This window comes from Lederbergia sp. B243.17 (assembly GCF_057657925.1).
Genome location: NZ_JBWBKF010000043.1, coordinates 72501 through 99131, shown reverse-complemented (window position 1 = coordinate 99131; position 26631 = coordinate 72501). Strand labels below are relative to the sequence as shown.

Annotated in this window: 23 protein-coding genes; 9 read left to right on the top strand and 14 right to left on the bottom strand. The window is 49.2% G+C overall.

The genetic code is table 11. The features are described 5' to 3' along the window. Positions 1 to 179: 179 nt before the first annotated feature. Positions 180 to 488, bottom strand: coding sequence for a DUF6509 family protein (locus AC0TWI_RS08790; protein WP_488125967.1), 309 nt, complete (start codon positions 486 to 488; stop codon positions 180 to 182). 13 nt (positions 489 to 501) lie between these two features. Then, entirely contained in the window at positions 502 to 1107 is a 606-nt protein-coding gene (locus tag AC0TWI_RS08785; RefSeq protein WP_488125966.1) for a DedA family protein, read from the bottom strand. Positions 1108 to 1365: 258 nt separating this feature from the next. Between AC0TWI_RS08785 and AC0TWI_RS08780 the strand changes: the two genes are divergently transcribed. The 4 genes from AC0TWI_RS08780 (at position 1366) to AC0TWI_RS08765 (ending at position 5436) form a co-directional block, all read left to right on the top strand. After that, complete coding sequence (locus AC0TWI_RS08780) at positions 1366 to 2712, top strand: cytochrome ubiquinol oxidase subunit I (RefSeq protein ID WP_488125965.1); 1347 nt, start codon at positions 1366 to 1368, stop codon at positions 2710 to 2712. Then, positions 2709 to 3734, top strand: coding sequence for a cytochrome d ubiquinol oxidase subunit II (locus AC0TWI_RS08775; RefSeq protein ID WP_488125964.1), 1026 nt, complete (start codon positions 2709 to 2711; stop codon positions 3732 to 3734). The genes AC0TWI_RS08780 and AC0TWI_RS08775 overlap by 4 nt, the downstream gene beginning before the upstream one ends. Before the next feature lie 13 nt (positions 3735 to 3747). Beyond that, positions 3748 to 3834 (top strand): cytochrome bd oxidase small subunit CydS family protein, encoded by an 87-nt coding sequence (cydS, locus tag AC0TWI_RS08770; RefSeq protein ID WP_488125982.1) that lies wholly within the window; start codon positions 3748 to 3750, stop codon positions 3832 to 3834. Between the two features lie 426 nt (positions 3835 to 4260). After that, positions 4261 to 5436, top strand: a complete 1176-nt coding sequence (locus tag AC0TWI_RS08765) for a chromate transporter (protein WP_488125963.1) — start codon at positions 4261 to 4263, stop codon at positions 5434 to 5436. Between the two features lie 296 nt (positions 5437 to 5732). Here AC0TWI_RS08765 and AC0TWI_RS08760 read toward each other — a convergent pair whose 3' ends face one another. The 5 genes from AC0TWI_RS08760 to metA form a co-directional block, all read right to left on the bottom strand. Further along, positions 5733 to 6485: a gamma-glutamyl-gamma-aminobutyrate hydrolase family protein gene (locus AC0TWI_RS08760; protein WP_488125962.1), complete on the bottom strand. Its 753-nt coding sequence runs from the start codon at positions 6483 to 6485 to the stop codon at positions 5733 to 5735. 100 nt (positions 6486 to 6585) lie between these two features. Further along, the gene (locus tag AC0TWI_RS08755; protein ID WP_488125961.1) at positions 6586 to 7014 is read right to left on the bottom strand and encodes a cell wall hydrolase; all 429 of its coding nucleotides are present in this window, start codon (positions 7012 to 7014) and stop codon (positions 6586 to 6588) included. A 72-nt stretch (positions 7015 to 7086) separates the two neighbouring features. Then, entirely contained in the window at positions 7087 to 8112 is a 1026-nt protein-coding gene (locus tag AC0TWI_RS08750) for a hypothetical protein (RefSeq protein WP_488125960.1), read from the bottom strand. 90 nt (positions 8113 to 8202) lie between these two features. Continuing rightward, positions 8203 to 8961: an exodeoxyribonuclease III gene (locus tag AC0TWI_RS08745; protein ID WP_488125959.1), complete on the bottom strand. Its 759-nt coding sequence runs from the start codon at positions 8959 to 8961 to the stop codon at positions 8203 to 8205. Between the two features lie 75 nt (positions 8962 to 9036). Beyond that, positions 9037 to 9945 carry a homoserine O-acetyltransferase MetA gene (gene metA / locus AC0TWI_RS08740; protein ID WP_488125958.1) on the bottom strand — a complete coding sequence of 303 codons (909 nt, stop codon included), beginning with the start codon at positions 9943 to 9945 and terminating at the stop codon, positions 9037 to 9039. A 206-nt stretch (positions 9946 to 10151) separates the two neighbouring features. Here metA and AC0TWI_RS08735 point away from each other — a divergent pair, with 206 nt between their 5' ends. Next, entirely contained in the window at positions 10152 to 11852 is a 1701-nt protein-coding gene (locus AC0TWI_RS08735; protein WP_488125957.1) for a transglutaminase domain-containing protein, read from the top strand. 24 nt (positions 11853 to 11876) lie between these two features. Here the strand turns inward: AC0TWI_RS08735 and AC0TWI_RS08730 are convergent, their stop codons facing one another. The 4 genes from AC0TWI_RS08730 to AC0TWI_RS08715 form a co-directional block, all read right to left on the bottom strand. After that, a complete protein-coding gene (locus AC0TWI_RS08730; RefSeq protein ID WP_488125956.1) occupies positions 11877 to 13619 on the bottom strand; it encodes an ABC transporter ATP-binding protein in 1743 nt (580 codons plus the stop codon). Then, the gene (locus AC0TWI_RS08725; RefSeq protein WP_488125955.1) at positions 13612 to 15336 is read right to left on the bottom strand and encodes an ABC transporter ATP-binding protein; all 1725 of its coding nucleotides are present in this window, start codon (positions 15334 to 15336) and stop codon (positions 13612 to 13614) included. The genes AC0TWI_RS08730 and AC0TWI_RS08725 overlap by 8 nt, the downstream gene beginning before the upstream one ends. Before the next feature lie 778 nt (positions 15337 to 16114). Then, positions 16115 to 17779, bottom strand: a complete 1665-nt coding sequence (locus AC0TWI_RS08720; protein WP_488125954.1) for an ABC1 kinase family protein — start codon at positions 17777 to 17779, stop codon at positions 16115 to 16117. A 31-nt stretch (positions 17780 to 17810) separates the two neighbouring features. Next, positions 17811 to 18158, bottom strand: a complete 348-nt coding sequence (locus tag AC0TWI_RS08715; protein ID WP_488125953.1) for a phasin family protein — start codon at positions 18156 to 18158, stop codon at positions 17811 to 17813. Between the two features lie 133 nt (positions 18159 to 18291). Here AC0TWI_RS08715 and msrA point away from each other — a divergent pair, with 133 nt between their 5' ends. After that, positions 18292 to 18816, top strand: a complete 525-nt coding sequence (msrA, locus tag AC0TWI_RS08710; RefSeq protein WP_488125952.1) for a peptide-methionine (S)-S-oxide reductase MsrA — start codon at positions 18292 to 18294, stop codon at positions 18814 to 18816. A gap of 201 nt (positions 18817 to 19017) precedes the next feature. Next, positions 19018 to 19518: an N-acetyltransferase family protein gene (locus AC0TWI_RS08705; protein WP_488125951.1), complete on the top strand. Its 501-nt coding sequence runs from the start codon at positions 19018 to 19020 to the stop codon at positions 19516 to 19518. Between the two features lie 187 nt (positions 19519 to 19705). Here AC0TWI_RS08705 and AC0TWI_RS08700 read toward each other — a convergent pair whose 3' ends face one another. Next, the gene (locus tag AC0TWI_RS08700; RefSeq protein WP_488125950.1) at positions 19706 to 21259 is read right to left on the bottom strand and encodes an FAD-dependent oxidoreductase; all 1554 of its coding nucleotides are present in this window, start codon (positions 21257 to 21259) and stop codon (positions 19706 to 19708) included. 125 nt (positions 21260 to 21384) lie between these two features. After that, positions 21385 to 21567, bottom strand: coding sequence for a cold-shock protein (locus AC0TWI_RS08695; protein WP_488125949.1), 183 nt, complete (start codon positions 21565 to 21567; stop codon positions 21385 to 21387). 523 nt (positions 21568 to 22090) lie between these two features. Here AC0TWI_RS08695 and AC0TWI_RS08690 point away from each other — a divergent pair. Next, positions 22091 to 23710, top strand: a complete 1620-nt coding sequence (locus tag AC0TWI_RS08690; protein ID WP_488125948.1) for an ABC-F family ATP-binding cassette domain-containing protein — start codon at positions 22091 to 22093, stop codon at positions 23708 to 23710. Between the two features lie 138 nt (positions 23711 to 23848). Then, positions 23849 to 25663 carry an oligoendopeptidase F gene (gene pepF, locus AC0TWI_RS08685; protein ID WP_488125947.1) on the top strand — a complete coding sequence of 605 codons (1815 nt, stop codon included), beginning with the start codon at positions 23849 to 23851 and terminating at the stop codon, positions 25661 to 25663. A gap of 51 nt (positions 25664 to 25714) precedes the next feature. On the opposite strand, the gene AC0TWI_RS08680 is transcribed toward pepF, so the two are convergent. Then, positions 25715 to 26560, bottom strand: coding sequence for a DUF2382 domain-containing protein (locus AC0TWI_RS08680; protein ID WP_488125946.1), 846 nt, complete (start codon positions 26558 to 26560; stop codon positions 25715 to 25717). Between the last annotated feature and the right edge of the window lie 71 nt (positions 26561 to 26631).

Genomic DNA, 26631 nt, shown 5'->3' with positions numbered 1-26631 from the left:
ATTGGACGCCAAAAAACGCATCCCGCCTTTGGCTGTTAACGCCAGCATACGCCCATGTTTCGCATGGGACTCCGGAGGCAGGTTCGGCGGCTGACCTGCGGCGGGGCCTTTCAGCTCATAAGCCCCGTTCTCTGTCACCGTCATTTCCGCGTACTGATCCTTCCGTCACCGTTCTATTTTCAACTATTATTGCCTTGTTCCCCGCCGATGTCAAGCCGTTTTTGGCAATACGCCAGCACTTCTGCTTCTTCTTCGTCTTCCAGTCCAAAATCGAGCACTTGATCCGAGCCGTTTTCAATTAAATGATACTGGACAAGCCTGCCTGCATCGTCATTGACCGCAAAAATGGCCCTAAGATGGACTCCCTGTTCACGGAAAAGTTCATCATCCTCAGGCACGTCAAGCTGGAGGATCACTTCATATCTTTTTCCTTGTAAAATGCCTGTCGGGTCAACAAGCTCTTCAATCGAATCGTCAGTTATCTTCATCTTTAAAACCGCCTTATCTTCTTCTTTTTTTTATCCATAGTACCACAACAACAAGGAATGCTACGACGATTATCGCATACATAATAGTCGAATAGGTATCGAAATAGCGGATGATGTCATGCCAGGACTCGCCGACAGCCGCCCCGATGCTGACAAGGACCGCATTCCAGATGAAAGTCCCGAGTGCGGTGAAAAGGAGAAAAACGCCAAAGTTCATCTTCATCATGCCGGCAGGTATCGAAATCAGGCTGCGAATCACCGGGATGAACCGGCAGAAGAAAACAGTGAGAACTCCTCGGCGTTCGAACCACTTTTCCGCTTTATGCAAATCATCAACGGTCAGGCGCAGCACCCTCCCATACTTGCCAACAAATCCTTCAAGCCTGCTCACCTCGGCAAGCCGCCCTACTCCGTATAGGATAATCGCACCGGCAACGGATCCAAGTGTCGAAAACCAAACAACACCGCCGACAGTCAGCTCTGCTTTCGTAGTAATGAAACCGCCGAACAACAAAATCACTTCCGACGGAATCGGCGGGAATAAATTTTCAACCATGATCAGTAATAAGATTCCCATATAACCGAATTCTTCAATCATGCCGATAATCCAATTTTCCATGCATCTTGTCCTTTCCGCTCTTACTCCCATCATACAAGCATCTTGCCTATTTGATGACAATTGTTTGAAAGAATCGCGATCACACTGTCGTACCCGTTCAATTTTACACAGAACGGGTATGTTAGCAAAGAAGGAGTGATTTGTATGTATAAAAAACAGGAGCGCATCTTGATGTGGCTCGCCTTCGGTGCTGCCGCCATCATGCTGGCGGCGATTATCGGAAGGTTTTTCAGATGATAAAAGAAAGGGGAACTGAGAATGGGAAATGGTGATGCCTTGTTTTACAGCAGGGCGCTGACAGAACTGACTCTGTCATTCCACATTATTTACGCAACAATCGGGGTTGGCGTTCCGCTGATGATCATGATTGCCCAGTATGTCGGCATCAAAAGAAATGATGAGCATTATATCCTGCTTGCCCGGCGGTGGACGCGCGGTTTTGTCATTACGGTGGCTGTCGGCGTCGTGACCGGAACGGCAATCGGCCTGCAATTGTCTTTGCTTTGGCCAAATTTCATGGAACTTGCCGGAAATGTGATCGCCCTGCCGTTGTTTATGGAAACATTCGCTTTCTTCTTCGAAGCGATTTTTCTAGGCATTTATTTATACACTTGGGACAGGTTTGAGAATCAGAAGAAACATATGCTGCTGTTGATCCCCGTCGCGATTGGCGCATCGTTTTCCGCTGTTTTCATCACGATGGTCAATGCGTTCATGAATGCACCGCAAGGATTCGACTTTGTTGACGGCCAACTGATCAATATCAGCCCTCTCCTGGCGATGTTCAACCCGGCGATGCCGACAAAAGTGGCGCATGTCGTCGCGACCGCCTATATGACAGCGGCATTCCTGCTTGCTTCAATCGCCGCTTTCAGGCTCTTAAGAGGGTCGAATCATGTTTATCATAAAAAAGCATTGGCGCTTACGATGAAGCTCGGGTTAATTTTTTCTATTTCCGCTGCGCTGATCGGCGACTTTTCCGGAAAATACTTGGCGGAGTACCAGCCGGAAAAACTGGCAGCTGCTGAATGGCATTTTGAAACCGAAGGGAAAGCACCGCTCATGATGTATGGAGTACTTGATGACGGTGAAGTGAAATATGCAATCAAAATTCCATATGCACTCAGCATACTCGCCCATTCCAATCCGAATGCCGAAGTAACAGGGCTGAACGACTTCCCTGAAGAGGATATTCCGCCGCTTTACATCCATTACTTATTTGACATCATGGTAACGATCGGCATGTTTCTGGCAGGACTCTCTCTTATTTTCTGGATTGGCAGCAAGCGCAATTGGGCCTGGGTCCGCTCCCGTTTTTACCGCTGGCTCATTGTGCTTGGCGGACCGCTTGCCATCGTCGCCATCGAAGCCGGCTGGTGGCTTGCCGAAGTAGGCAGGCAGCCGTGGATCCTGCGCGGTTTTATGAGGACAAAGGATGCCGCCACTTCAAGCGGCCATGTCGACTTGATGCTGATGCTTTTCGCAGGGCTTTACATCGTCCTCGGTATCGGTTCTGCCGTCATCCTATGGAGAATGTTCCGGAGCAACCCGGTAGAACGTGAACTAGCGGACCGGGCCGCAGAAAAAGGCGGTGATCCTAAATGAATCTTGAATTAATCGGAATTTCCGTCCTCTGGATTTTTCTTTTCGGCTACATCATTATCGGTTCGATCGATTTCGGCGCCGGATTCTTTAATGCTTACACGCTTTGGACGAGGAAACATCACCTCATCAATGACATCATCCGCCGGTACTTGAACCCGGTCTGGGAAGTGACGAACGTCTTCCTCGTCTTCTTCTTCGTCGGGATGGTCGGATTTTTTCCGAAGACCGCCTTTTATTACGGGACAATCCTGCTTGTGCCGGCAAGCATCGCCATCATCCTGCTCGCGGTTCGCGGTTCGTACTATGCATTTGAAACATATGGGACAAAAGGACACCGGGGCTATGCGTTCATGTATGGGCTGTCCGGTCTTCTTATACCGGCATCGCTTTCCATCGTCCTCACCATCTCGGAAGGCGGCTTTGTCACAATCGAGAACGGCAAGCCTGTACTTGATTACTGGGGATTGTTCACGAGCCCGCTCACATGGAGCATCGTCGTCCTCAGCATTACTGCGGTCCTTTACATCTCGGCTGTTTTCCTGACGTGGTATGCGAATAAATCCGGTGACCGGAAGGCGGCGGAACTCATGCGGAAATATGCCCTCATCTGGGCGCTTCCCGCCATTATTACAGCAGGCGGGATCATTTATGAATTACGCGGCCATAATCCCGAGCACTATGCAAGGATGCTCGACCTGTGGGGTGCTTTCCTTCTTTCGTTCATTCTGTTTCTTGGCACTGTCGTGCTCATCATCCAGAGAAGACGATACGGCCTCGCTTTCGGCTTGCTTGTCGCACAATTTGCTCTCGCCTTTTTCGCTTACGGGTATTCGCATTATCCGTACCTGCTTTATCCGCACCTGACGCTTTATGAGAGCTTTACCAATGAAGCGATGGCGATCTCGCTGATCATCGCCTTCATCGGAGGGCTTTGCTTGCTCCTGCCTTCGCTCTACTTACTGCTACGGCTTTTCCTTTTCGATAAAAAGTATGTCGAAGGCAAAACCGATTATCATCCATGAAGGAGGAAAAATAGTGACCGATTTTCTGATCTTCTACGCACCGTTCATCATCCTTGCCCTGACCATCATCGCCGCTTTCTGGGTGGCGCCAAGGGATTGAACGGTCTACGGCCAAGAACGTACTAAAAATTGTAGTAGATCTTTTGCCACCGCTAGAACAGCGAGATAATGGCAAAGGATCTGTCTTCCAAACGAGGATGCCCGGAAAATCAGCGACTCTGATTCCGGCCGCATCCTCGTTTTTTAGTGCGATTTTCTTTATTCTCCGTTGCTCCTGTAATTTCCGCAAAGCGCTGGTGACGGCAGCCTTCCTTGAGGCATATCGGCCAGTGGTAGTGGCAATCCAGCATGCCACCAACAACCATCATCTAAAAGAGTTTCAGCAGTGTAAAGTTTATGTAAATTGCCCGTTTCCATCTTGAGAATAAAATGGCCCTATACTATGATTTTTCTAGCAGTTACCAGCTTCAAAAGGGTTCCCATTTGTGTTTAACTCAAAGAAAAAAACAATAAAGGGAGAAGGTCATTGAAAAAACGCCAATCATTAATACAGCTCTTCCTCATTTCTACGAAACTCGGTCTGACATCATTTGGCGGACCGGTTGCCCATCTCGGTTACTTCCACCATGAGTATATACAGAGAAGGAAGTGGATGGATGAAAAAACTTACGCAGATTTAGTTGCCCTTTGTCAGTTTTTGCCTGGTCCAGCCAGCAGTCAGGTTGGAATTGGAATCGGCGTGATGCGGGCGGGCATACTGGGCGGAATTGTTTCATTCCTTGGCTTTACCCTGCCCTCTGTTATCGCTCTTATGTTATTTGCGTTGCTTTTGCAGGGTCTCGATCCGGGTGAGGCCGGTTGGATACACGGATTAAAAATCGTTGCGGCAGCCGTAGTTGCGCATGCCATTTTAGGGATGGCACAAAAATTGACGCCAGATGTAAAACGAAAAACGATTGCACTGTTTGCATTGGTAATTACCCTTTTATGGCAAACCGCCTTTACCCAAGTCGGTGTCATCGCCGCTTCGGCACTAATTGGTTTTATTCTGTATAATCAGCATGCTTACAGCGGTTCCCCAAGCATTCATTTTCCTCTGTCACGCACTTTTGCCGTAATATGCTTGACTCTGTATGGCGGGCTGCTTTTTCTGTTGCCGGTCGCAAGAGAAATATTTTCTATTCGCTGGATCGCCATGTTTGATAGCTTTTACCGTTCAGGTTCTTTGGTGTTCGGCGGCGGACATGTCGTTTTGCCTTTACTTGAACGGGAATTAGTACCGACTGGCTTGTTAAGTGAAGAAGCATTCTTGGCAGGTTACGGTGCTGCACAAGCAGTGCCTGGTCCTTTATTTACATTCGCCGCCTATCTGGGAACCGTTATGGATGGTTGGCAAGGAGGGCTTGTTGCTACGATTGCTATTTTCCTGCCTGCATTCCTGCTTATCTTTGGCACGTTGCCTTTTTGGGATAGAATGCGCCGAAATCCCAAAGTAAATGGTGCATTAATGGGCGTGAATGCAGCGGTTGTTGGAATATTAATTTCAGCATTTTATCAGCCTATTTGGGTGAGTTCGATCTTAAATCCAATTGATTTTGCATTTGCAGCAATATTATTCTGCATGCTGGTATTTTGGAAAGCACCTCCCTGGATCGTTGTTGGGACAGGAGCAATTGGCGGTGCATTAATGTCAGTATTATAAACATATAATGATACATTCAGAGACTAACATCAAAGTTAGTCTTTTTTTCGCTGCACAACACTTCATTTTCAGGCTTCAACACGCAAGCACAAAGGCGTTTACTATATCAAAATACTATTCATTTCTTGCCGATGAAGTTGGTGTCAGAATAGAATATAACACCTGGTCATAATAGCGAAAACCACTCTTAACACCTGGTCATAACATCCAAGTAAAACCAGTCTCTATATCTAGCACCGCTCATATGAGCCCATAAAAAAACACCGCCCTCATAAAGGACGGTGCCTAGATAAATATTATTCTGCTATACAATCCAATGTATGACGGTAAGAGCCGACTCTGCATTTGTCGACAAAGATCTTCATGAGCTCGAACATCCTGTCATCGAATTTCTGCATCTCCTCCGGATGGAACTGTGTGCCCATAATCCGGCCGTCACTGCTTTCAAACGCTTCAATCACTCCATCCGCCGACCTGGCCATCGGAACGAGCCCTTCTCCGAGCCGGCCGATCGCCTGGTGGTGAAAGCTGTTGACGGCAACGACCTCTTCTTGAAGAACACGATAGAGCGTGCTGTTTTTTTCCACGATAACCTCATGGTTCAGCACGCCAAAGCGATTGCCAAAATGCAAATGATCCAGCGCTCCGGGTATTTCAGTCTGGATATCCTGGATCATTGTCCCGCCATACGCAACATTTATCAATTGTGAACCGCGGCAGATGCCAAATAGCGGAATCCCCTTGCTGCCTGCTTCTTCAATCAGCCGTAAATCCGACACATCAAGAGAAGGATTTGTCGGTCCGAGGCCGAGTGACGGCTCTGCTCCGTAAAAAGACGGGGAAATGTCCATTCCCCCTGTCATCAGGATGCCATCACAAAGCGACACCCAGGTCCGCGCCATCTCCTCATCCCCAAGCGTCAGCACTACCGGGATCCCGCCCGCCCTTTTGATCGCCTCGGGATAACTTAAATAAAGTGTATAACTTTCATTGTCCCTCACCATCTCGATATTGGTCGTTAATCCGATGATCGGCTTGTCCTTTACCAAAACAATCCCTCCCGGCCTTTTCAAATTGTGTATTGCTTAAAATTTAATACCCCGATCCACACATAAAAAAACAAGCGCTCCGGCAAGAACGCTTGTTTTTTCAAAAGGTATTATAAATGTTTTCGCATTCCTCAGCAGTCGGCTCGTAAAAGCAGTGCAGCTTGAATCTGCCGACGAGCGGCTGGCCATACCACGTCTGCGGACAGTCGCCTTCCGGACGGAAATACCAAAGACTGAACTTTGCCGGCCAAATCCGTTCACCTTTGACGGCTCTCCTCGCCAGCCTCCGCTCGCTTTCCCTTGCCCTTTGATAGAAATACCCGTGAGTCACCGCCTCAAACGCGTGTGGCTGGTGAATCATTTGGGGGACCGTCCGGATACCGACAAAATCAGAGCAATTCCCTCTGATCCGGTTGACGCCGACATTGCCGACTGCGAGCATTCCCTGAACGCCTTCTCCTTCCGCTTCCGCCCTGAGCAGCCTTGCCAGCAGGTTAATATCGGAAGACGTCGCTTTTACAACTGCCATCTTCGCCACCTCCATCATTCTTCGCCTTACCAGTTTATGATCAGAAGAAGCGATCGTGACAAAAGCCGGGAATCACTGCCCGGCAAAAATACGGCGGTAATCAGCAGCTACATCTTCAGGCCGTTTGTATGTAAGCGGTTCTTGATGAAGCATTTGAAAAAAGTTGATATCGCTTGTCCCAAGCATGCCCATTGTGAGACGCGGGACAATCCTTGCCGTCACATTCTCCCGTAATGACGAGTGGGCAGGCAAGGTCAGGGAAAGATTAAAGCTTGAAAACCCAGCTTCATCCAATCCGGCGAATATGTTCGTCAATCCTTTGGCAAAATTCTCCCAGTTACGCTCAGAAATATCATTGATGCAATACGCATTGCTGAAAACGGCAATCACATCATGATGGCTTTTAGGAGCGAACGCATGGAGCCAGTCTATACTGCAGGTGGTCCCAATCCAGCGCTCTCCTGCCTCTTTTTCCGCGGCAGCCAATTCTGAGAAGTAATGGCTGCCCTTCTTATCCCTGAACTGTTCAAGCTTTTCGGACATCATTGCCTGTGTGTTCGTCGGAGTATCCGAAATAATGACGTGCAAATGCGGATGGAGAATGCTGCCGCCAGATGCCGGCAAATAATTCCAGTTGATCGATGCGTATTTTGCATCAGGATCAATCGCTGCAACCCGCTGGATAAACGTCTGCGCCGCAAGAAAAGCATCCCTGATCATCGATACGGTGAATTCTTCAAGGTTTACGTAATGCTTACCCGAAAAAACAACGACCCCATTGTATTTGCTATACGGAAAAAGATTTGGAAAAAGGATGGCTTCCCCTTGCCGGATCCGCCCTTCCTCCGCAATCTCGGTTGGAAAAACTGGTGTCATTGCCAAGATGTTCTCACTGCAGAAAGGACAATTTTTGCCGCCGGTTTGCTCCGCCGCCTCATTGTAATCCGTCTTTGCCGGAGCAAGCCCCGCATCGAATACGAGCCGTGACGACTCACCTGTCAGCGGATCGAAGCGCACCTCGGTCTTTCGCTCAACTTTCTCCCCTTTTCCATCGAAAAAAACAAACGTCTCTTCTTTTCTATCAAATGATAAAGACATGTAATTCCCCCCTTATCCGTAGGATACTCAAATGATCTGAATTTTTCCAATAAAACGAATGCCGGAAGAATCGATCCCTTAAGCGCCACTTCAGTCCATATCAAGGTCGAGTACGACCGGACAATGGTCGCTTCCCATCACCTGGCAATGGATTTGGCAATCAATCAGCCTGTCCTTTAGTTTTTCGGACAGGACAAAATAGTCGATCCGCCACCCGATATTTCGCTCCCTCACTTTGCTCATATAAGACCACCAAGTGTACGCCCCTTCTTCATCCGGGTACAGATGGCGGAAGGCGTCGATGAACCCTTCATCAAGAAGCGTGCCGAACCGGCCTCGCTCCTCCTCGGTGAACCCCGAGTTGCCAAGGTTTGATTTCGGATTGCGCAAATCGATCGGCGCATGGGCAACATTCAAATCGCCGCATAAAATGACCGGTTTCATCGATTCCAGCATGTTCAGATGTTTGAGCAGCTCTCTTTCCCAATCAAGACGGAAGGACAAACGGGCAAGGTCTCGCTGCGAGTTAGGCGAATAAACCGTCACAACATAGTAATCTTCGAATTCAAGACTAATAACCCGGCCCTCCGGCTCCTCATCGGAGAGGCCAAGTCCATATTGGACGGAGAGCGGCTTTCTTTTTGTAAAAATTGCCGTTCCGGAATATCCTTTCCGCTCGGCATAATTCCAGTATTGATGATAGCCTTCAAGCTCAAGCTCGATTTGGCCAGCGACAAGTTTCGTCTCCTGAATACAAAACACTTCGGCGTCGATTTCGTTAAAATAATCAAGAAAACCTTTCCGGACGCAAGCCCGGATTCCATTTACATTCCATGTTACTAGTTTCATATGGCAGAACTCCTTTTTCATGCTGTACACAGGGGTGCAGGCTTTCCTCCCCTATTCATTGCAGGCTCCCTGGCATCAGATCGGCCATTCGTAAGGAGTCTCTTGATATACATAATAATTCAGCCAGTTGGAAAACAGCAAGTGGCTGTGCGAGCGCCACATATTATGCGGAGGCTGCAGCGGATCCCCGTTCGGAAAATAATTCTCCGGCGGCTCAATGTCCAGTCCCTTCTTTTTATCCCGTTCGTATTCCTGGGCAAGCGTGCATGTCTCATATTCAAGATGCCCGGTTATCATCACATTTTTCTCGTCCTTCGACAGGATGATGAACGGCCCGGCATCGCCTGAGGACAACAGCTGGAGCTCGGGATGCTGCTCGATCTCCATTTGGGAAACCGAAGTATAGCGGGAATGCGGGGCGATGAACACATCATCGAAACCGCGGACAAGCTTCACCGTCGGATCAGTCACCTGATGCCGGAACAGACCGGAGCATTTTGCCGGCAATTCATATTTGCCGATGCCGTAATGGTGGTACAGTGCAGCCTGCGCTCCCCAGCAAATATGCAAAACGGAAGTCACATGGTCCTTCGTCCAGTCCATGATCGTCTCCAATTCCTGCCAATAATTGACCTTCTCGAACGGCAGATGCTCAATCGGGGCACCCGTGATGATCATCCCGTCAAAATTGTGGTCGCGTATTTCCGAAAACGTCGTGTAAAACTGCTCAAGATGAGACTTGCTGACATTTTTAGACTCATGTGTTTCCATGTGCAGGAAAAAAACATTCACCTGAAGCGGCGTGTTTCCGAGCAGGCGGAGCAGCTGAACCTCCGTTTTTTCCTTTTCGGGCATCAAATTCAAAATCAGTATATTCAGCGGTCGGATATCCTGCCGATTCGCTCTCTCTTCATCCATGACGAATATTTTTTCGGATTCCAGCACTTCCCGCGCAGGCATCTTCTTCGGTATATTGATCGGCATGCCAAGCCCCTCCCCCGGATTGTTCTTTTTATTTTTCCATTATAAAGAGTATTCCCATTTTCGGCAATGAATGGTTCCCGCAGCCCAGTTGCCGCTACTATCATACTAATTGACCATTTCTATTTTATTCCACCCTTTTGGCTGTCTCCTCTTCGGCATGTATGGTATAACTAATGCAAGATTAACGGCCATAAGGGGGAGTCAGATTGAAATTCAAAAAGCTGGCAGCCGCTATCTTCTCTTCCATAGCCCTGCTGGCCTGCAGCGCCTGTGCCAAAGATGCGAAAAGCACCGATGTGCCGGCTGCCGAAAAACCTGCGGTAAATGAATACGACGCAATTGCCGCCAAAATCAACCGAGCAAAATCTACCGTTCCATTGGAACTTTCCGAATATAGCCGAACAACCGGCACTGAATTTACAATGCCGCTCTATGAATCTTTCGCTGTAAATGAAGAAATGACGATAAAAGGCAAGATCGCCAAGTGGAACCGCTTGGCAGGAGACTATGCCTGGATCAAAATCAAACAAGACGGAAACCCCGGAGAAGACGGTATCTTTGAATACTACGCACCGATCGACAAAGGGGTCCTCGATCAGACAATCCGTTTTTTTAATGGGGAAGGCACGTACACCGTCCAGATCATGCTGCCTAGCATGGACAGGGAAAACTATTATGTGGAAATCGCCCAATTCACCGTCCAAAACGTCAATCCCCGGCGATCACGCGACATTGCCTACACGCCGATTGCCCTGAAGGCTGGCCTGAAATTAAAGGAGCCCGCAGCAGGCTTTGGCCGATACAGCGGCTCCGTGCCGATTGAAGGAGAACTCACCCAGTCAAAAAAATTGGAAAACGTTATGCTGCAGATTAAGAAAGGCGATGAAACATGGCAGCACGTCATCCCAGTCACCAACAGCCATTTTACTTATGACCTTCCCCTCTTTTTTGGAAAGGGGACGCACGAAATCAATATTCTAGTTCCCGACGAGAACGAAGACAATCTCTACCAGTACGGCACCGCTTTTCTGGCGGACAACCTCTCCGGCAAAAGAACGGAGCCGATCCAATTCCATAAAGATTATGAGACACGCGGCATTGATTTGACTCAGCCGAAATTTGGCGGTGACAAGACCGAACTGACCTACCGCATCAGTGGCAGCATCAACCCAGATGCTGAATATGCCAAGCAAACGACACATCTCTATGTCAAAACGAAAAAAGGGAAAGATGAGGCACTCGATATCATTCCCGTTCAAAACTTTTCCTTCGACGATGACATTTATTTGCGCTTTGGGCCCGGTGAGTACGAAGTGACCGTCAATGTTCCTGAAATCAATCCGGATCCAGCTCCGTACTTTAGTTTTTATTCCGTTGCCGCCTTCAAGGTGGAAAATACGGCAAGAGAGGACAAGCGCAATTTGCTGCCGTCACGCGGAATTGAAGCCGAAGCTCCGGAAATCCGTGCTCTCGCCCATCAGCTAACGAAGGATGCTCAAAGCGACCGAGAAAAAGCAAAAGCGATTTACGAATATACAGCCCGAAATATTACCTATGACACGGAAAAATACGAGACCAATCAGTTCGAATGGGACGACAGCGCCTTGAAAACACTGAAAAAGCGTTCCGGCGTCTGCCAGGATTATGCCTATCTTGCCGCAGCCCTCCTACGGGCAAGCGGCATAGAAGCGAGATACGTCGCCGGAGAAGCAGGAAACGGCACGGTGAAGGAAAACCATGCCTGGATCGAAGCGAAAATAGACGGAGACTGGCTCGTCATGGACCCGACTTGGGGAGCAGGCTATGTCACAGGATCAACATTCGTCGCCCGTTATACAGACGAATATTTTGACCCAGAACCTGCCATTTTCAGCAAAACCCATATTCGCAAGAAAGTCGAGTATTGAACCAGTATGCCAGGAATCCGTTTCTTAGACCGATTCCTGGCGGAGCTGGCTATCATAGAGGCGGGCATAGAACCCTTTTTCCGCCAGCAGTTCCTCATGGGTGCCGGTTTCCGCGACTCTTCCTTCATCGAGCACAATAATCCGGTCTGCCTCTTGGATCGTATTCAGCCTGTGTGCAATGACAATACTCGTCCTCCCGTCCATCAGCCTTTTCAATGCCTGCTGGATCTTCATTTCGGTCACCGTATCGATGTTGCTCGTCGCCTCGTCGAGAATGAGCAGAGAAGGATTGGAGATCATCGCCCTGGCTATCGACAACAGCTGTCTTTGCCCCTGGCTGATGCCACCTCCCCCTTGCTCAAGCGTTGTGTCAAACCCTTCCGGCATTTTCATGATGAACGGATAGGCATTCGCCTTCCGCGCTGCTTCCTCAACTTCCAAATCTGTCGCATCCAGCCTGCCATAACGGATGTTTTCCCGGATTGTCCCTTTAAAGATGAATGCATCCTGAAGCACAAAGCCGATATGATTTCTGAGATCCTGCCGGTTGATATCGGTCGTTTTCATCCCATCGATCAAAATCGCCCCTTTATCAGGATCATAAAAACGGGCAAGGAGCCCGATGACGGTCGTCTTACCGGCGCCAGTCGGCCCAACGAGGGCAATCGTTTCACCCGGAGAGGCAGAAAAAGATACATCATCGATTGTCGGCGCATTTTTCCCATAAGAGAAGGAAACATGCTTGAACTCAATCTCGCCTTCCATCCGTTTCACCCGCCCTGGTTCCGCAAGCTCCCTTTCCAGCGGTTCGTCCAGAATTTCAAATACCCGCTCAGCACCTGCAATCGCAGACAATAGTGTGTTGAATTGGTTGGCCAGATCATTGAGCGGCCTTGTGAACTGCCGCGAGTATTCCGTAAACACGATGATCGCCCCGACAGTGAGCTGCTGATTGAGGGCAAGGATGCCCCCGGCACCAGCGATGAGGGCGAAGCTCAAATTGTTAAGCATATTCATCAGCTTCGGAATAAAACCGGAATACGTCTGGGCCCAATAACCTGCTGCGCGGAGCCGTTCGTTTTTCTCCATAAACTCCCCGATCATATGCTCTTCGACCGAGAATGTTTTCACGATTTTCTGTCCGGCAATCGTTTCCTGAATAAACCCGTTCAATTCTCCGAGATTGCGCTGTTGTTCCTTGAACAGCCTGCCTGTCCGATTCGTGATCCACTTCATACCGAAATACATGAGCGGCACGACAACCATCGCCACCCCTGTCAAAATCGGGCTGATCAACAGCATCACCGTTACCGTTCCTACAAGCGTCAGCACACTGGAGAAAATTTGGATCACTGACGAATTGAGCGTCTGGCTCATCGTATCGATATCATTCGTCAGCCGGCTCATCACTTCACCGTGCTGCCTCTTATCGAAATAAGCGATCGGCAGACCGTGCAAATGGGAAAACAGTTCTGTCCGCATCGTGAACACCGTATTTTGCGAGATACCGATCATCCAATAGTTTTGCAGAAAGCTGGATACAGAAAAAGCGAGATACACACCCGCTGTCCAAAAAAGAACGAGTGCGAGTCCTTCAACCTTGTGCTGTGAAATATACAGGTCGATGATGCGCCCGATCAGGTAAGGGCCGAGCAAAGCGGCGGCGGAACTGATGACGACGAGCAGCAAGACGAGGAAAAGCCGGCCTTTTTCGATGGCGAGGTACGACCAGATCCGTGTCAGCGTTCCCGTTTTTGGCTTAGCCATGCTGCCGCACCCCCTTTGGAAATTGTGTTTTGTAAATCTGCATGTACAGCTCCGAGTTCCGGAGCAGCTCGGCATGTGTGCCTTTAGCGAGCAGCCGGCCGTCATCAAGCAGCAGGATGACATCAGCCGACATCGCCGCGCTGATCTTCTGGGTAACAAGCAGAAGTGTGCACTCATAGCGTTTTACTGCCTCTAGCAGCTTCTGTTCCGTCGCAAGATCGAGAGCGCTCGTGCTGTCATCGAGCATGAGCAGGGACGGCTTCCGGATCAATGCCCTTGCAATCGCAAGTCTTTGCTTCTGACCGCCGGACAGATTCACCCCTTTTTGCCCAACCTTCGTTTCGTATTTTTCCGGAAACTTCATTATCGTTTCATGGATTTGCGCATCCTTCGCCGCCTGGACAACTTCCTCCATCGTATAGCGATCTGAGCCCCAGGCGATGTTTTCCCGGATTGTCCCCGTAAACAAAAACGCCTCCTGCGGCGAATAACCGATCTGCCTTCTCAGCGTCTCCGCCTGCACCCTCTTTACATCCACTCCGTCAATTTTCACCTGTCCCTTTTGCGGATCATAAAGGCGGGGAATCAGTCCGAACAGGGTCGATTTGCCCGCTCCTGTCGCTCCCATAACCGCAGCTGTCTTGCCCGCTCCGACTGTAAACGTCAGGTCTGAGACGGCCGGGTCCTGTTTTCCCGGATACGTGAAGGTGACATCGTCAAACTCGACGCTGCCGCCTGAAATGTTTGCCTCTGTTGAGGACGGATTGTCCATCATATCGACCGGCTCATCCAGCACCTCGTCGATCCGCTGGAGCGACGCTTTTCCGCGTGAAAATGCCATGATGATGAAGGTGAGCATCGACAGCGCCGAAGTAATCCTGAACCCGTAATTCACGACAGCGACTAGTTCCCCGAGCTTCACGCTTCCTCCTGTAATCTGCTTGGAGCCGAACCAAAGGACGACGAGCAGGGCCGCATTCATGACAAACAACAAAATCGGCGCCGTCAGTTCCACCGTTCTAAACGCCCGCACCGTCCCATCGCGGAGCGTCTCGTTCGCCTTCCGGAACTTCCCTTCCTCATACTTTCTCCGCAAAAACGCCCGAACAAGACGAATACCAGTCAAATTTTCCTGAATGACCTCGTTCACATCATCAAGCTTCCGCTGTACCTGCTTGAATTGGCGGCCATTCCGATTCATCATATATACAAGCAAAACGAGCAGAAACGGCATCGGAATAAAAAGAATCAGTGCTAGCTTTGCGTTTACCCAAAACGCCATGATAATGCCGCCGGCCGCAAGCAATGGCGCCCGCAGCATGATCCGCAAACTCATAAAAACCGTATTTTGAACTTGGGTAACATCATTCGTCAGCCTTGTAACGAGAGAAGAAGATTCAAATTTTGACAGATTGCTAAAGGCGAATGACTGCACCTTCTTGAACAGCGCCCCCCTCACATCAAAGCCAAACCCTTGACTGACCTTCGCTGAAAAAAATGAATTCGTAATACCGGCCGCAAATGCGAAAAACGACATCCCGACCATGACTCCGCCCCATTTCATTACCTGCGAAAGATCCTTCACCACAATCCCTTCATCGATGATCTTGGCCATAAACAACGGATGCAGCAATTCAACCGCAAGCTCAATCCCCATCAACGTCCAGGCAACCGCCATCAGCAAGCGGTATTTCTTTAAATACGATAATGCTCTCATGTCGTACCCCCGGATTGAATATTCTCTCATTTCCCGACCCACGCCGGGCTGCTTCATCCCATCGTACCACAAACCACTATTTCGCTTCCCGAATTAAGCACTAACGAAAAGCGGAGGCGCCTTGCCCAGGGGCGACAAGCATAAGGACGAAGAAGCAAAAGGCGCTTTCCAGCCTTTAGCTTCTTTGGACTTATGACCTCGAGCCCCTAGGCGCCGAAGCTGGACAGAGAAATGCGGAGGGCGACGTTTAGCACGTACAGATTGGAGGGATTCTGACGAGATAAAGGAAACACGGCGACGCAGGAGCCGTTGTTGACTTATCGTAGGAAGAATCCTGAAATCTGCTAGTCGCTGGCGTCTGGAGCTGGACATTACGTAAAGTGGAGGGCGCCTTGCCCAGGGGCGACAAGTATAAGGACGAAGAAGCAAAAGGCGCTTTCAAGCCTTTAGCCGTTTTTGGCTTATGACCTCGAGCCCCTGCCGCCCGGAACTGGACAACGAAAAGTGAAGGGCGATTGATCAGGGGCGACAAGCGCTGGAGAAAAGCATGGGTGGGTGATTCCAACCCATCTATGCTTTTTCGAAGCGACCTCGAGCCCTTATTGCTCAGAACAGGACAACGAAATGCGGAGGGAGCCTTGCCCAGGGGCGACAAGCATAAGCCGGAAACGGAAAAAGGCGCTTTCAAGCCTTCAGCCGTTTTTGAATCATAACTCCGAGCATGTCCCCAACCCGCCAATCCAAAATGGCCTCCCCGCAGTAACGGGAAGGCCTTGATTCATAATCTTCCTGATTTGATGATCGAGTAAAGCAGCCATAGCACCATCATCACCGCGATGACGAAGCCGATTTCGATCAGCGGCAATTTCCACATCATCGCGTTGGAATTGGCAATGGATGAACCGATGATCAGCCCGCTCATGATGATGCTGAACGCAAGCAGTACAATACTGTAGGAAAGACGGTTAACGACGATGTCCATTTTCCGAAGGAATCTGTCGAGCTGTGGACTTCCGACTTCAAGGCGGAACCGGCCGCGCTTGAGCAAAGTCAATAGATCCTGTGCTTCACCCGGCAAATCTTCCAGAATTCGGACGTTTTCAAGCGATTTTAGCCAGAAGCGCCGAAGGACATGATCGGGCTTATACCGTTCTGACAACATCTCCTTCCCGATTTCATACAATTCGTCAAGCATATTCATATTCGGATAAAGCTTTTTGATAATGGACTCTACCGATAGAACTGTTTTTCCGAGCAGCGTCAACTCTGGAGGGAAAGAGATGTCATACCTGTATGACAGTGCGAACATTTCATTGATCAGCTCGCCAATCCGAAGATCGCCGACTGATGTATCCGCATATTTCAGGCGCATTTCCTCGACGTCGATATACAGTCTTGACCGGTCAAGGCTCCTTGGGAACATCCCCATCTTTTCGATAGCACGGATCATCGCATCGGTATCCTCCTGATGCATGGCAATAATCAACGACGAGAAATTTTCCTTCATTTCCTTATCCAAGGTGCCGACAAGCCCAAAGTCGATCAATGCAATCCGCTGCCCATCTACAATAAGCACATTGCCGGGGTGCGGATCCGCATGGAAAAATCCATCCTGAAACATCTGCCGAAACATCGTACGGGCAAACTGTACTGCAATTTCTTCGGGAGCATAGCCGTGTTTGACCAACTCTTCTTCATCCGTGATTTTCACACCATTGATAAAATCGACGGTCAGCACTTTGGAAGTCGTGAATTCCCAATGGACGGCAGGGACAACGACATCATGTTCTAAATTGAACGAGGCCGCCCGTTCACCGTTCTTCGCTTCATTTTCGTAATCGAGCTCCTTCATGAGCGACTCAGAAAATTCCTTTATCAGCTCCTTTAAAGAAAGCTGCTTTGCCCAGCTGAACCGCTTCTCGAGCAGACCGGAAAGATCACGGATGATCTCCAGATCCGTTTCCATCGTCGTACGGATATAGGGTCGCTGCACTTTTACAGCCACGGGGTCTCCCGTATGTAGCTTCGCATGATGAACCTGTCCAATGGACGCGGCGGCAACAGGTGTTTCTTCGAACTCGGCAAACAATGAACCTACATTGCTGCCGAGCTCCATTTCAATCGTCTTCTCAATCTCTTTAAATGGAATCGTGCTGCCCTGGTCCTGCAGTTTTTCCAGCTCTTTTAAAATATCAGGCGGTATTAAATCCGGCCGCGTACTCGCCATTTGGCCCAGCTTAACGAATGTCGGCCCCAAATCCTCGAGCATATTCCGAATTCTCTCGCCGAGCGGATGATTCGCCGATTCCGGATCCCCTTTCCGTTCTTTAACCGAAACTTTTCCGGAAAAGCCCAGCTCTTTAACAATAAAGGAAAATCCATTTTTGATAAAAGCATTCATGATTTCCTGATATCGGTGAAAATGCCTCAGCTTTCTTTTCAACCACTTTCCCTCTCCTCTCCGACTGGCCGACTTATAGCACCGGGTCGTCCGGCAGATCAGGATCTTTTATAATCGTTGTCTGTTCTCGTCTCCTGTCCGCCTCCAGAGCAGCAATCCGCTCTTCCAGCCGGGTGATATCCTCCTTCGTTGCAAGGTTTAGCGAACGATACAAATCCTTCGCCCGTTTTTCGACGGCGGCGTCAAATTCTTCCTTCGCATCTTTCCCTCTTTGGTAGAGTTCTTCAGTCATTCTACCGGACTCTTCCCGTTTCACTTCACCTTTTTTGACGAGCTCATCGACCAATTTCTCCGCTTGCTCCTTAGTCACTACAACAGCGCCAAGCCCAAGCGAGAATATCCGATCCAGCATGTCTCCCATATCTCTCCACTCCTTGAAATTTGATAGTCTGCAGTTCTGTTTTTCCCTTTCCTCACGAAGGGAAACCCATTTCCTCTTGGTGTTTCGCAGAAAAGCGGGCTATAATAAGCTATGGAACAAGGAGGTTAGGATAATGACAAAAACAGAGACAGCTACGTTCGCGGGCGGATGCTTCTGGTGCATGGTCAAGCCTTTCGACCAATGGCCGGGGATTCACCGTGTCGTTTCAGGATATACGGGCGGAGACACAGAAAACCCTACATACGAAATGGTCAAAGGCGGAGAAACCGGCCATTATGAAGCGGTCGAAATCACTTATGACCCAGACGTTTTTCCTTATGAAAAGCTGCTAGAGATTTTTTGGCAGCAGATTGACCCGACAGACGCCGGCGGTCAATTCCAGGATCGGGGCGACTCCTACCGGGCGGCCATCTTCTATCAGACAGAGGCCCAGCGCCTTGCCGCTGAACAATCGAAAAAAGAACTTGCAGAGAGCGGTAAATTCAAAGAACCGATTGTAACCGAAATCCTGCCGGCCAAGACCTTCTACCCTGCGGAAGACTACCATCAGGACTTTTATAAGAAAAACAAAGAACACTACCTCGAAGACCGAAAACAATCCGGGAGAGATGAATTTATTGAAAATCATTGGAAATGAAGAAAAGCGGAGGGCGATTACTTAGGGGCGACAAGCGCTGGAGGAAAAGAGCGGGTGGATGCTTTCCAATCCACCTGATCTTTTCCGAAGCGGCCTCGAGCCCCTAGTCGCCAGAGCTGGACAATGAAAAGCGGAGAGCGCCTGGTCAGGGAGATTATGATCTCTAGCTCCTCCCGACCTGGGCTCGATAAAACATAAGGAGTGACCATCATACAATATTCGATTAAGCCATTTGAGGAGAAAGATATCCCTTTCTTATGGGAAATGCTGCACCAGTCCATCTTCGTCCCGGAAGGGCAACCAGCACCCAGTCTGGAAATATTGAAAGAACCAAATATAGAGAAATACTTAAAAAACTGGGGCAAAGAACATGACCATGCATTGGTTGCTGTTGATGGAGATCATAATGCTATAGGGGCCGTTTGGATAAGGGTATTAAGTAGCGAAAATGCGGGCTATGGCTTCATTAATGAGGAAATTCCTGAGCTGGGAATGGCGATTAAGCCCCAATATAGAGGCCAAGGGATCGGAAAGAACTTACTATTAAAAATGATTGATTTAGCTCATTCTAAAGGATACCCGGCTTTATCATTGAGCGTCGATCCTCTCAATAAAAATGCATTGCGAATGTACGAAAATAACGGATTTATAAAAGTATATGAAGACGACGGGGGCTCTTGGACGATGAAAAAGGATTTGTAACATCATGATACATCCTTTTCCCACGAATGAGCTTTTAGGGAATATGTAACGAGCGGCTTTCTTGCCACTCTTTTTTTAATTGAAGCGATAGTGGCAGCCATTATCAATTTTGCTCCACTCAAACCCTTTTAGCTTTTCCATCACTCAAATAAATAAAAGGACTGCCGGTATCTGGCAGCCCTCTTTTTCAAGTGGAAGTCGAATAGTCGATCTCATCCGGGTTAATCCGCTTCAGCGGTTCTTCCGCTGGCCCTGCGAGCACCTCACCGCTGTAAGTAAACCTCGATCCATGGCATGGGCAGTCCCACGTCCTCTCGCCGCTGTTCCAGTTCACTTCGCAGCCCATGTGCGTGCATGTTGTATCGACGACGAACAGTTCGCCCGCCTCCGTTTTGTAGGCACCGGCACGTTTACCTTTGATCGTTACCGGAGCACCTTCATCCGGCCCGATATCCTTCAATTCCTTGTCTGGCCGGTCCAGCTTGCCGCCAATCAATTCTTTGGCGACGTTCATGTTTTCTTTCACGACCTTCTTGATGCTCGGATCCGCTTTAAACCGTGAAGGCGTATACAGATCGATAAACCGGTTGTCGCGATTTTTTATCAAATCACGGATTAGCATGGCAGCCACTGCGCTGTGCGCCATTCCCCACTTCCGGTAACCGGTAGCCACAAAGACATTCGGGTGTTTATTCGAAATGGTGCCGATGTATGGCACTTTGTCCGGAGAATAGTAGTCCTGTGCCGACCAGCGGTACGCGATTTCGGTTGTTTGAAATTTGTCATTCGCGAATTTTTCCAGAGCTTCATAATGCTTGATCTCCGGCTCACCCTGTCCCGTTTTATGCCCGTCGCCGCCAAGGATCAAATATTCCTCACCCTTGATTTGGACGGAGCGGATCGAACGGGATGGCTGTTCGGCGTTGATGTACATTCCGCCCTGATAAGGGGATGACGCTTTTGCTGCAATGGCGTACGATCGTTCAGGATAGAGCCGGGCAAAATAGGCCTGTCCGTCATGGAATGGAAAATGAGAAGCGGAAATGACATAAGAGCCCTTCACAGTCGGTCCATTTTTCGTGGAAACTGTCACCGTTTCCCCTTCTTCCATCGTCGTGGCAAACGTTTCTTCGTAAATAGCGCCGCCCATTTTGACGATTTCCTCTGTCAGCGCCTTCAAATAGTGCAATGGATGGAATTGATACTGGCCGCGCATGACGACTGCCCCGATTGCAGGGATATCAAGCGGAATTTCGTTAACATACCCTCCGTCGATCCCCAACTTTTCATAAGCCGCCGCTTCTTTCTCAAGATCTTTTACATAATCCTGGGAATTCGTATAGACATAAGCATCGTCTTGTTTAAATTGGCAGTCGATCCCGAGTTCCTTTACGGTCCTGCTCATAAAATCGGCCGCTTCCATATTCGCTTGATAATACAATCTTGCCTTGTCCTCGCCGAAGTTGCCGATCAGTTCATCATAAATCAATCCGTGCTGTGCCGTAATTTTCGCGGTTGTATGGCCGGTCGTTCCGGTAAAAATCCGCCCAGCCTCGATCAGCACCACCTTCAGCCCTTCCTTCAGTAACAGATACGCAGCCGTTATGCCGGTAATACCTCCTCCGACAATCACTACTTCGGTTTGAACATCCTTATCGAGGCTAGGGAATGTGGGGCTGTCCGTCGAATCAAGCCAGTACGACTCCGGATGGTCTGGCATTTTTTCAAACTGTCCGTCCATGAGAATCCCTCCAAGTTCATCGTTCAGGAACAATATCCCCCTTTTCCCCTGAAAACATGTCTTTTTCCTACAATAAACAGGAAGAAAATAAAAAAAGCCCCCTGATGGGAGGCCTGTTCCGTTGATCAGCTGATCACTGGCAGCATTCTCGTTTCTTTTTCCATTTCTGATTTACATATCGGACAAACGGTTTTTTCGTCGGAAGAAAAGGCATCCCTCATCCAGCATGTACAGTCATCATTCGTGCATGACCATACTACTGTTTCTTCTTCAGGTACAGGCTCTTGCGGCCCCCTTCTATAAGCCATCACAAAGATCCCCTTTCAAGTTAATATATCTATTATACGCTAATCCAAAAGAGAAACCAAATCGGCTTCTCGACAAATGCTGCGTCCTGGGCGAAAAATCCCGCTCTGTTTTGGATAGCTTAACTAGAAATTGGGCTGTTTATCCGGTTAGTTTTGCTTTTTCTCGGTTGCCGCACCTTTATTCGCGGATGGGTCTCCGTTATTCTCGCATAGCGACAGGTTATTCGCGGATAGCCTTTTTTCTCGGATAGCGCTCTTTTATTCTCGGACGGCTTTCCGTTATTCTCGGATAGCGACAGGTTATTCGCGGATAGCCCTTTTTTCTCTCACTGCCCTCTTTAATTCTCGGATAGCGCTCAGTTATTCCCCGGTATCCCCGCTTAGCTGCACGTTTTCCCCCCTACCGCTTTTTTCTTCCCGATGGCCAAGCCCCACTTGCAATTCCTCCGAGTATACTAGCGACTCCGGCCGGGAATCATGCTATACTATTAGCGAATACCCTATATTGGAGGAATGTTGTACTTTGATTACTGTCCAAAACGTCGGGCTCCGTTACGGGGACCGCAAATTATTCGAAGATATAAATATCAAATTCACCCCTGGCAATTGCTATGGCTTGATCGGTGCGAACGGTGCCGGTAAATCGACCTTTATTAAAATTCTCTCCGGCGAGCTGGAGCCGCAGTCCGGAAATGTCCACATGACGCCAGGCGAGCGTCTTGCCGTGCTGAAACAGGATCACTTTCAGTATGAGGAAGAGGAAGTTCTGAAGGTTGTCATCATGGGTCACGCCCGCCTGTACCAAATCATGCAGGAAAAGGACGCCATCTACATGAAGGAGGATTTCTCCGAAGAAGACGGCATGAAGGCTGCAGAACTTGAAGGCGAATTCGCGGAATTGAACGGATGGGAAGCGGAATCCGAAGCGGCCGTTCTCTTGAAAGGCCTCGGTGTAGGCGAAGACCTTCATCACAAAAAAATGGCGGAGCTTTCCGGCTCTGATAAAGTGAAGGTTCTCTTGGCACAAGCTTTGTTCGGCAAACCGGACGTCCTGCTCCTTGACGAGCCGACGAACCACCTTGATATCCAGGCAATCCAATGGCTTGAGGAGTTCCTGATCAATTTTGAGAACACTGTCATCGTCGTGTCGCATGACCGTCACTTCCTGAACAAAGTGTGCACGCATATCGCCGACCTTGATTTCGGAAAAATTCAGATCTACGTCGGAAACTATGATTTCTGGTATGAGTCGAGCCAGCTTGCGCAAAGGATGGCTTCAGATGCAAACAAAAAGAAGGAAGAGAAAATCAAGGAGCTTCAGGCCTTTATCGCGCGGTTTAGTGCGAACGCCTCTAAATCGAAACAGGCAACATCAAGGAAAAAATTGCTTGATAAAATTACGCTTGATGACATCCAGCCTTCTTCCAGACGCTATCCGTTCGTCGGCTTTTCACCTGATCGTGAAATCGGCAACGACCTGCTCCGCGTCGAAGGGCTGACAAAAACGGTTGACGGCGTGAAAGTTCTTGATAACGTCTCTTTCATTATGAACAAAGACGACAAAATTGCCTTGGTCGGAGCGAATGAAATAGCGAAGACGACGCTGTTCAAAATTCTCGCAGGCGAAATGGAGCCGGATAGCGGCACATTCAAATGGGGCGTTACAACGTCACAATCCTATTTCCCGAAAGACAACTCGGAGTTTTTTGACGGATGCGACCTGAACCTCGTCGATTGGCTCCGCCAGTTCTCACCACAGGACGACAGCGAAAGCTTCCTCCGCGGCTTCCTCGGCAGAATGCTGTTCTCCGGCGAAGAAGTGAAAAAGAAAGCAAGCGTCCTCTCTGGAGGGGAAAAAGTGCGCTGCATGCTGTCGAAAATGATGCTGAGCGGCTCAAACGTGCTCATGTTGGATGAGCCGACGAACCACTTGGACCTTGAATCGATCACTGCCCTGAACAACGGGCTGATCAACTTCAAAGGCTCCATCATTTTCGCATCGCATGACCATCAGTTCATTCAGACGATCGCAAACCGCATCATTGAGATCACGCCAAAAGGCATCATCGACAAACAAATGACGTATGATGAGTATCTCGAAAACGATGAATTACAGAAAAAAGCGGCGGAAATGTATGCATAAGAAAAAAACCGGGACTGCATCCTACATGCAGCCCGGTTTTTTTGCTAAAACTTTCCGAATATATTGGATTGTTGGTCTTTTTCGGATATAATAAGAATTGTTTAGAGTTCCGAAATAATACATAAAGGGGTTTTCCTAATGCAAAAATTGAAGGAAAAACGTTTGACGCGCCAGGAAGTTCCTGAAGCACTTACATGGGATCTGCGCGATTTATTCGCAACAAGGGAAGATTGGGAAAAGGCACTAGAAGCCTTAACCAGTGACCTCCCTTCCGTCACTAAATATAGAGGAAAGATTGGGGAGAGCCCAGAAACGCTGCTCGGCTGTTTTGACGCTTTGGAGAAACTACAGGAAAAGGCAATACGGGTTTCCGCCTATGCAAGTCTGCGCCAATCAGCGGATGGAACTGACCCTGTCAACCAGGGGGATTTTTCAAAGGTTGCCGCAATGCAGGCCAAAGTCGGTGCCGAGTTATCATTCATCGATTCAGAAATCCTTGCTCTGCCATCCGAAAAACTTGAAGAATACTTGAACAGCCCTGAGCTGGCAAAATACAAGAAAACACTCGCCGACCTGCTGGAAAAGAAAGAATACATGCTCTCCCCCGAAACGGAGAAAGCACTGGCTGCACTCGGCGAAGTGCTCGCTGCACCGTATGCGATCTATCAAACAAGCAAATCTTCCGACATGCAATTCGACTCGATCCAGGATGATGAGGGCAACGAACTGCCCGTCTCGTTTGCGCTCTTTGAAGACGAATACGAACAGACACCAGATACGGAAGTTCGCCGGAAAGCCTATGATTCCTTCGTTCATACTTTAAAGCAATATAAAAACACATATGCCGCAACTTATGCTGCTGAAGTGAACAAACAGCTGGCCCTTTCACGTCTGCGCGGCTATGAATCGGTCACGCATATGCTGCTCCACCCGCAGCAGGTCACGCTCGAGATGTACAACAACCAGCTCGATATCATTCAAAAGGAACTGGCACCGCATATGCGCCGTTTCGCTGCGTTGAAAAAACGTGTGCTCGGCCTCGAGACAATGCGTTTTTGCGACTTGAAAGCGCCGCTCGATCCGGAATTCAGCCCGGTGACAACGTATGAGGAAACGACGGATACGATTCTCGAAGCGCTCAGTGTCATGGGCGAAGAATACAGCGAGGGAATGAAGCGGGCAATGACAGAACGCTGGGTCGACCTCGCAGACAATGTCGGCAAATCAACCGGCGCTTTCTGTAACAGCCCGTATGGCGTCCACCCCTATATTCTGATCACTTGGACTGACAACATGAGAAGCGCATTCGTGCTTGCCCATGAACTTGGCCATGCCGGGCATTTCTACCTCGCCGGCAAAAATCAGTCGCTTTTTAATACGCGGCCATCCATGTACAATATCGAGGCGCCATCGACGATCAACGAGCTTCTGCTGGCGGAACATTTGATGAAAAAAGCCGGTGACGACACACGGATGAAGCGCTGGGTCATCCTGCAGCTCCTCGGCACGTACTACCACAACTTCGTCACCCACCTGCTGGAAGGCGAATACCAGCGCCGTGTTTATACAGCGGCTGAAGGCGGCACACCGATTACTGCGAAGCTGCTCTGCGGCCTGAAATCGGACGTGTTAAAGGCATTCTGGGGTGACACGGTCGAAATCGATGAAGGCGCGAGCCTGACATGGATGCGCCAGCCGCATTACTATATGGGGCTCTACCCATACACGTATTCGGCAGGTTTGACTGTTTCCACCGCAGCTGCCGAAATGATCAAGGAGGAAGGGCAGCCTGCTGTTGACCGCTGGCTCGACCTCTTGAAAGCAGGCGGCACGCTGAAGCCGCTAGACTTGATCAAACTTTCCGGTGTCGACATGTCCTCGCCGGAGCCGATCGAGAAAGCCGTTGCCTATGTCGGCTCGCTGATCGATCAATTGGAAGAGAGCTATCAATAACACATAAAGAGCCGGTAATCCCATCATAAAGGGATTCCCGGCTTATTTTATTTATAGGCCGCCATCTTCTTTGTCGTTCAAATGATCCATTCCCTTGATGTCCGCCTCTTCCCTGCGTACCGTTTCGCTCACCGTTTCCGTATTTTTGACCTCTTTCTTGCCAATGATAATTTCTTCATTGACGACTGGCTTTTTCGTCACTTCCACACGCTCTTCTTTGAGCGGGATGCGGATTTCATCCGTACCCGTTTCAAATGAGGCAGCGGCTTCATCTTTTGCGGCTTGTTCGCCAACCGGCCTGCGTTCGATGTACACTTCTTCCCTGCTGACCGGCACATCAACGGACTGTTCTTCTTCGACGACATGCTTGCCGAGAGTTACTTCCCCGCTTTCCACCTTTGTCTTATCGACACGCAGCTTTTCTTCATGCAACTGCAAACGGGCCTCTTCATCAACATTCGTTAGATTGTCATCGACCCCACTGCCCACGCGCTGAATCAAAGGATCATCCGCTGCCAGCCCTTCTGCCACATGTTCGCGAATGCCCTGACCTCCTGCATCCGCCCTGCCGGACGCATCCCTATCCACATAGACAAGAATGCCTCCCTTTTCTATGTCCCCATGATAGCGGTCAATTTCAGCATCCGTTAGCCCGACTCTTGACAAGGCATCCCTGAACGGCTGCTCCCCCTTCATCATATCGGCGAAGCGCTCATGCCAGGTCTGATTCGCCGCCCTGACATCGATATCGGTCCGGCCCCGCATCGTCGAAAATTCGTCTTTGTCTTTCGCAACCGCATAAATATCGCAAGAGGTATACCCTTCTCTCTCCAATTTCTCAATTTCTCGGATTGCTTCCTCCACTGAATGAAAAACACCGATAACTTTTTTATCCATATAGAAACCCTCCTTAAAATTTTCTCTCCCCCGTCTATACCCGGCTGGCGAAGATGTACACTTAAGAAAAG

Excerpts from the sequence above, each read along its gene's own strand:
- msrA (WP_488125952.1), top strand. The coding sequence starts at position 18,292 with ATGACAAAAACAGAGACAGCTACGTTCGCGGGCGGATGCTTCTGGTGC.
- AC0TWI_RS08715 (WP_488125953.1), bottom strand. The coding sequence starts at position 18,158 with ATGGGAGACATGCTGGATCGGATATTCTCGCTTGGGCTTGGCGCTGTT.
- AC0TWI_RS08730 (WP_488125956.1), bottom strand. The coding sequence starts at position 13,619 with ATGGCTAAGCCAAAAACGGGAACGCTGACACGGATCTGGTCGTACCTC.
- AC0TWI_RS08785 (WP_488125966.1), bottom strand. The coding sequence starts at position 1,107 with ATGGAAAATTGGATTATCGGCATGATTGAAGAATTCGGTTATATGGGA.
- AC0TWI_RS08695 (WP_488125949.1), bottom strand. The coding sequence starts at position 21,567 with ATGGCTTATAGAAGGGGGCCGCAAGAGCCTGTACCTGAAGAAGAAACA.
- AC0TWI_RS08780 (WP_488125965.1), top strand. The coding sequence starts at position 1,366 with ATGGGAAATGGTGATGCCTTGTTTTACAGCAGGGCGCTGACAGAACTG.
- AC0TWI_RS08775 (WP_488125964.1), top strand. The coding sequence starts at position 2,709 with ATGAATCTTGAATTAATCGGAATTTCCGTCCTCTGGATTTTTCTTTTC.
- AC0TWI_RS08700 (WP_488125950.1), bottom strand. The coding sequence starts at position 21,259 with ATGGACGGACAGTTTGAAAAAATGCCAGACCATCCGGAGTCGTACTGG.
- metA (WP_488125958.1), bottom strand. The coding sequence starts at position 9,945 with ATGCCGATCAATATACCGAAGAAGATGCCTGCGCGGGAAGTGCTGGAA.
- AC0TWI_RS08680 (WP_488125946.1), bottom strand. The coding sequence starts at position 26,560 with ATGGATAAAAAAGTTATCGGTGTTTTTCATTCAGTGGAGGAAGCAATC.
- pepF (WP_488125947.1), top strand. The coding sequence starts at position 23,849 with ATGCAAAAATTGAAGGAAAAACGTTTGACGCGCCAGGAAGTTCCTGAA.
- AC0TWI_RS08745 (WP_488125959.1), bottom strand. The coding sequence starts at position 8,961 with ATGAAACTAGTAACATGGAATGTAAATGGAATCCGGGCTTGCGTCCGG.
- AC0TWI_RS08790 (WP_488125967.1), bottom strand. The coding sequence starts at position 488 with ATGAAGATAACTGACGATTCGATTGAAGAGCTTGTTGACCCGACAGGC.
- AC0TWI_RS08750 (WP_488125960.1), bottom strand. The coding sequence starts at position 8,112 with ATGTCTTTATCATTTGATAGAAAAGAAGAGACGTTTGTTTTTTTCGAT.
- AC0TWI_RS08725 (WP_488125955.1), bottom strand. The coding sequence starts at position 15,336 with ATGAGAGCATTATCGTATTTAAAGAAATACCGCTTGCTGATGGCGGTT.
- AC0TWI_RS08755 (WP_488125961.1), bottom strand. The coding sequence starts at position 7,014 with ATGGCAGTTGTAAAAGCGACGTCTTCCGATATTAACCTGCTGGCAAGG.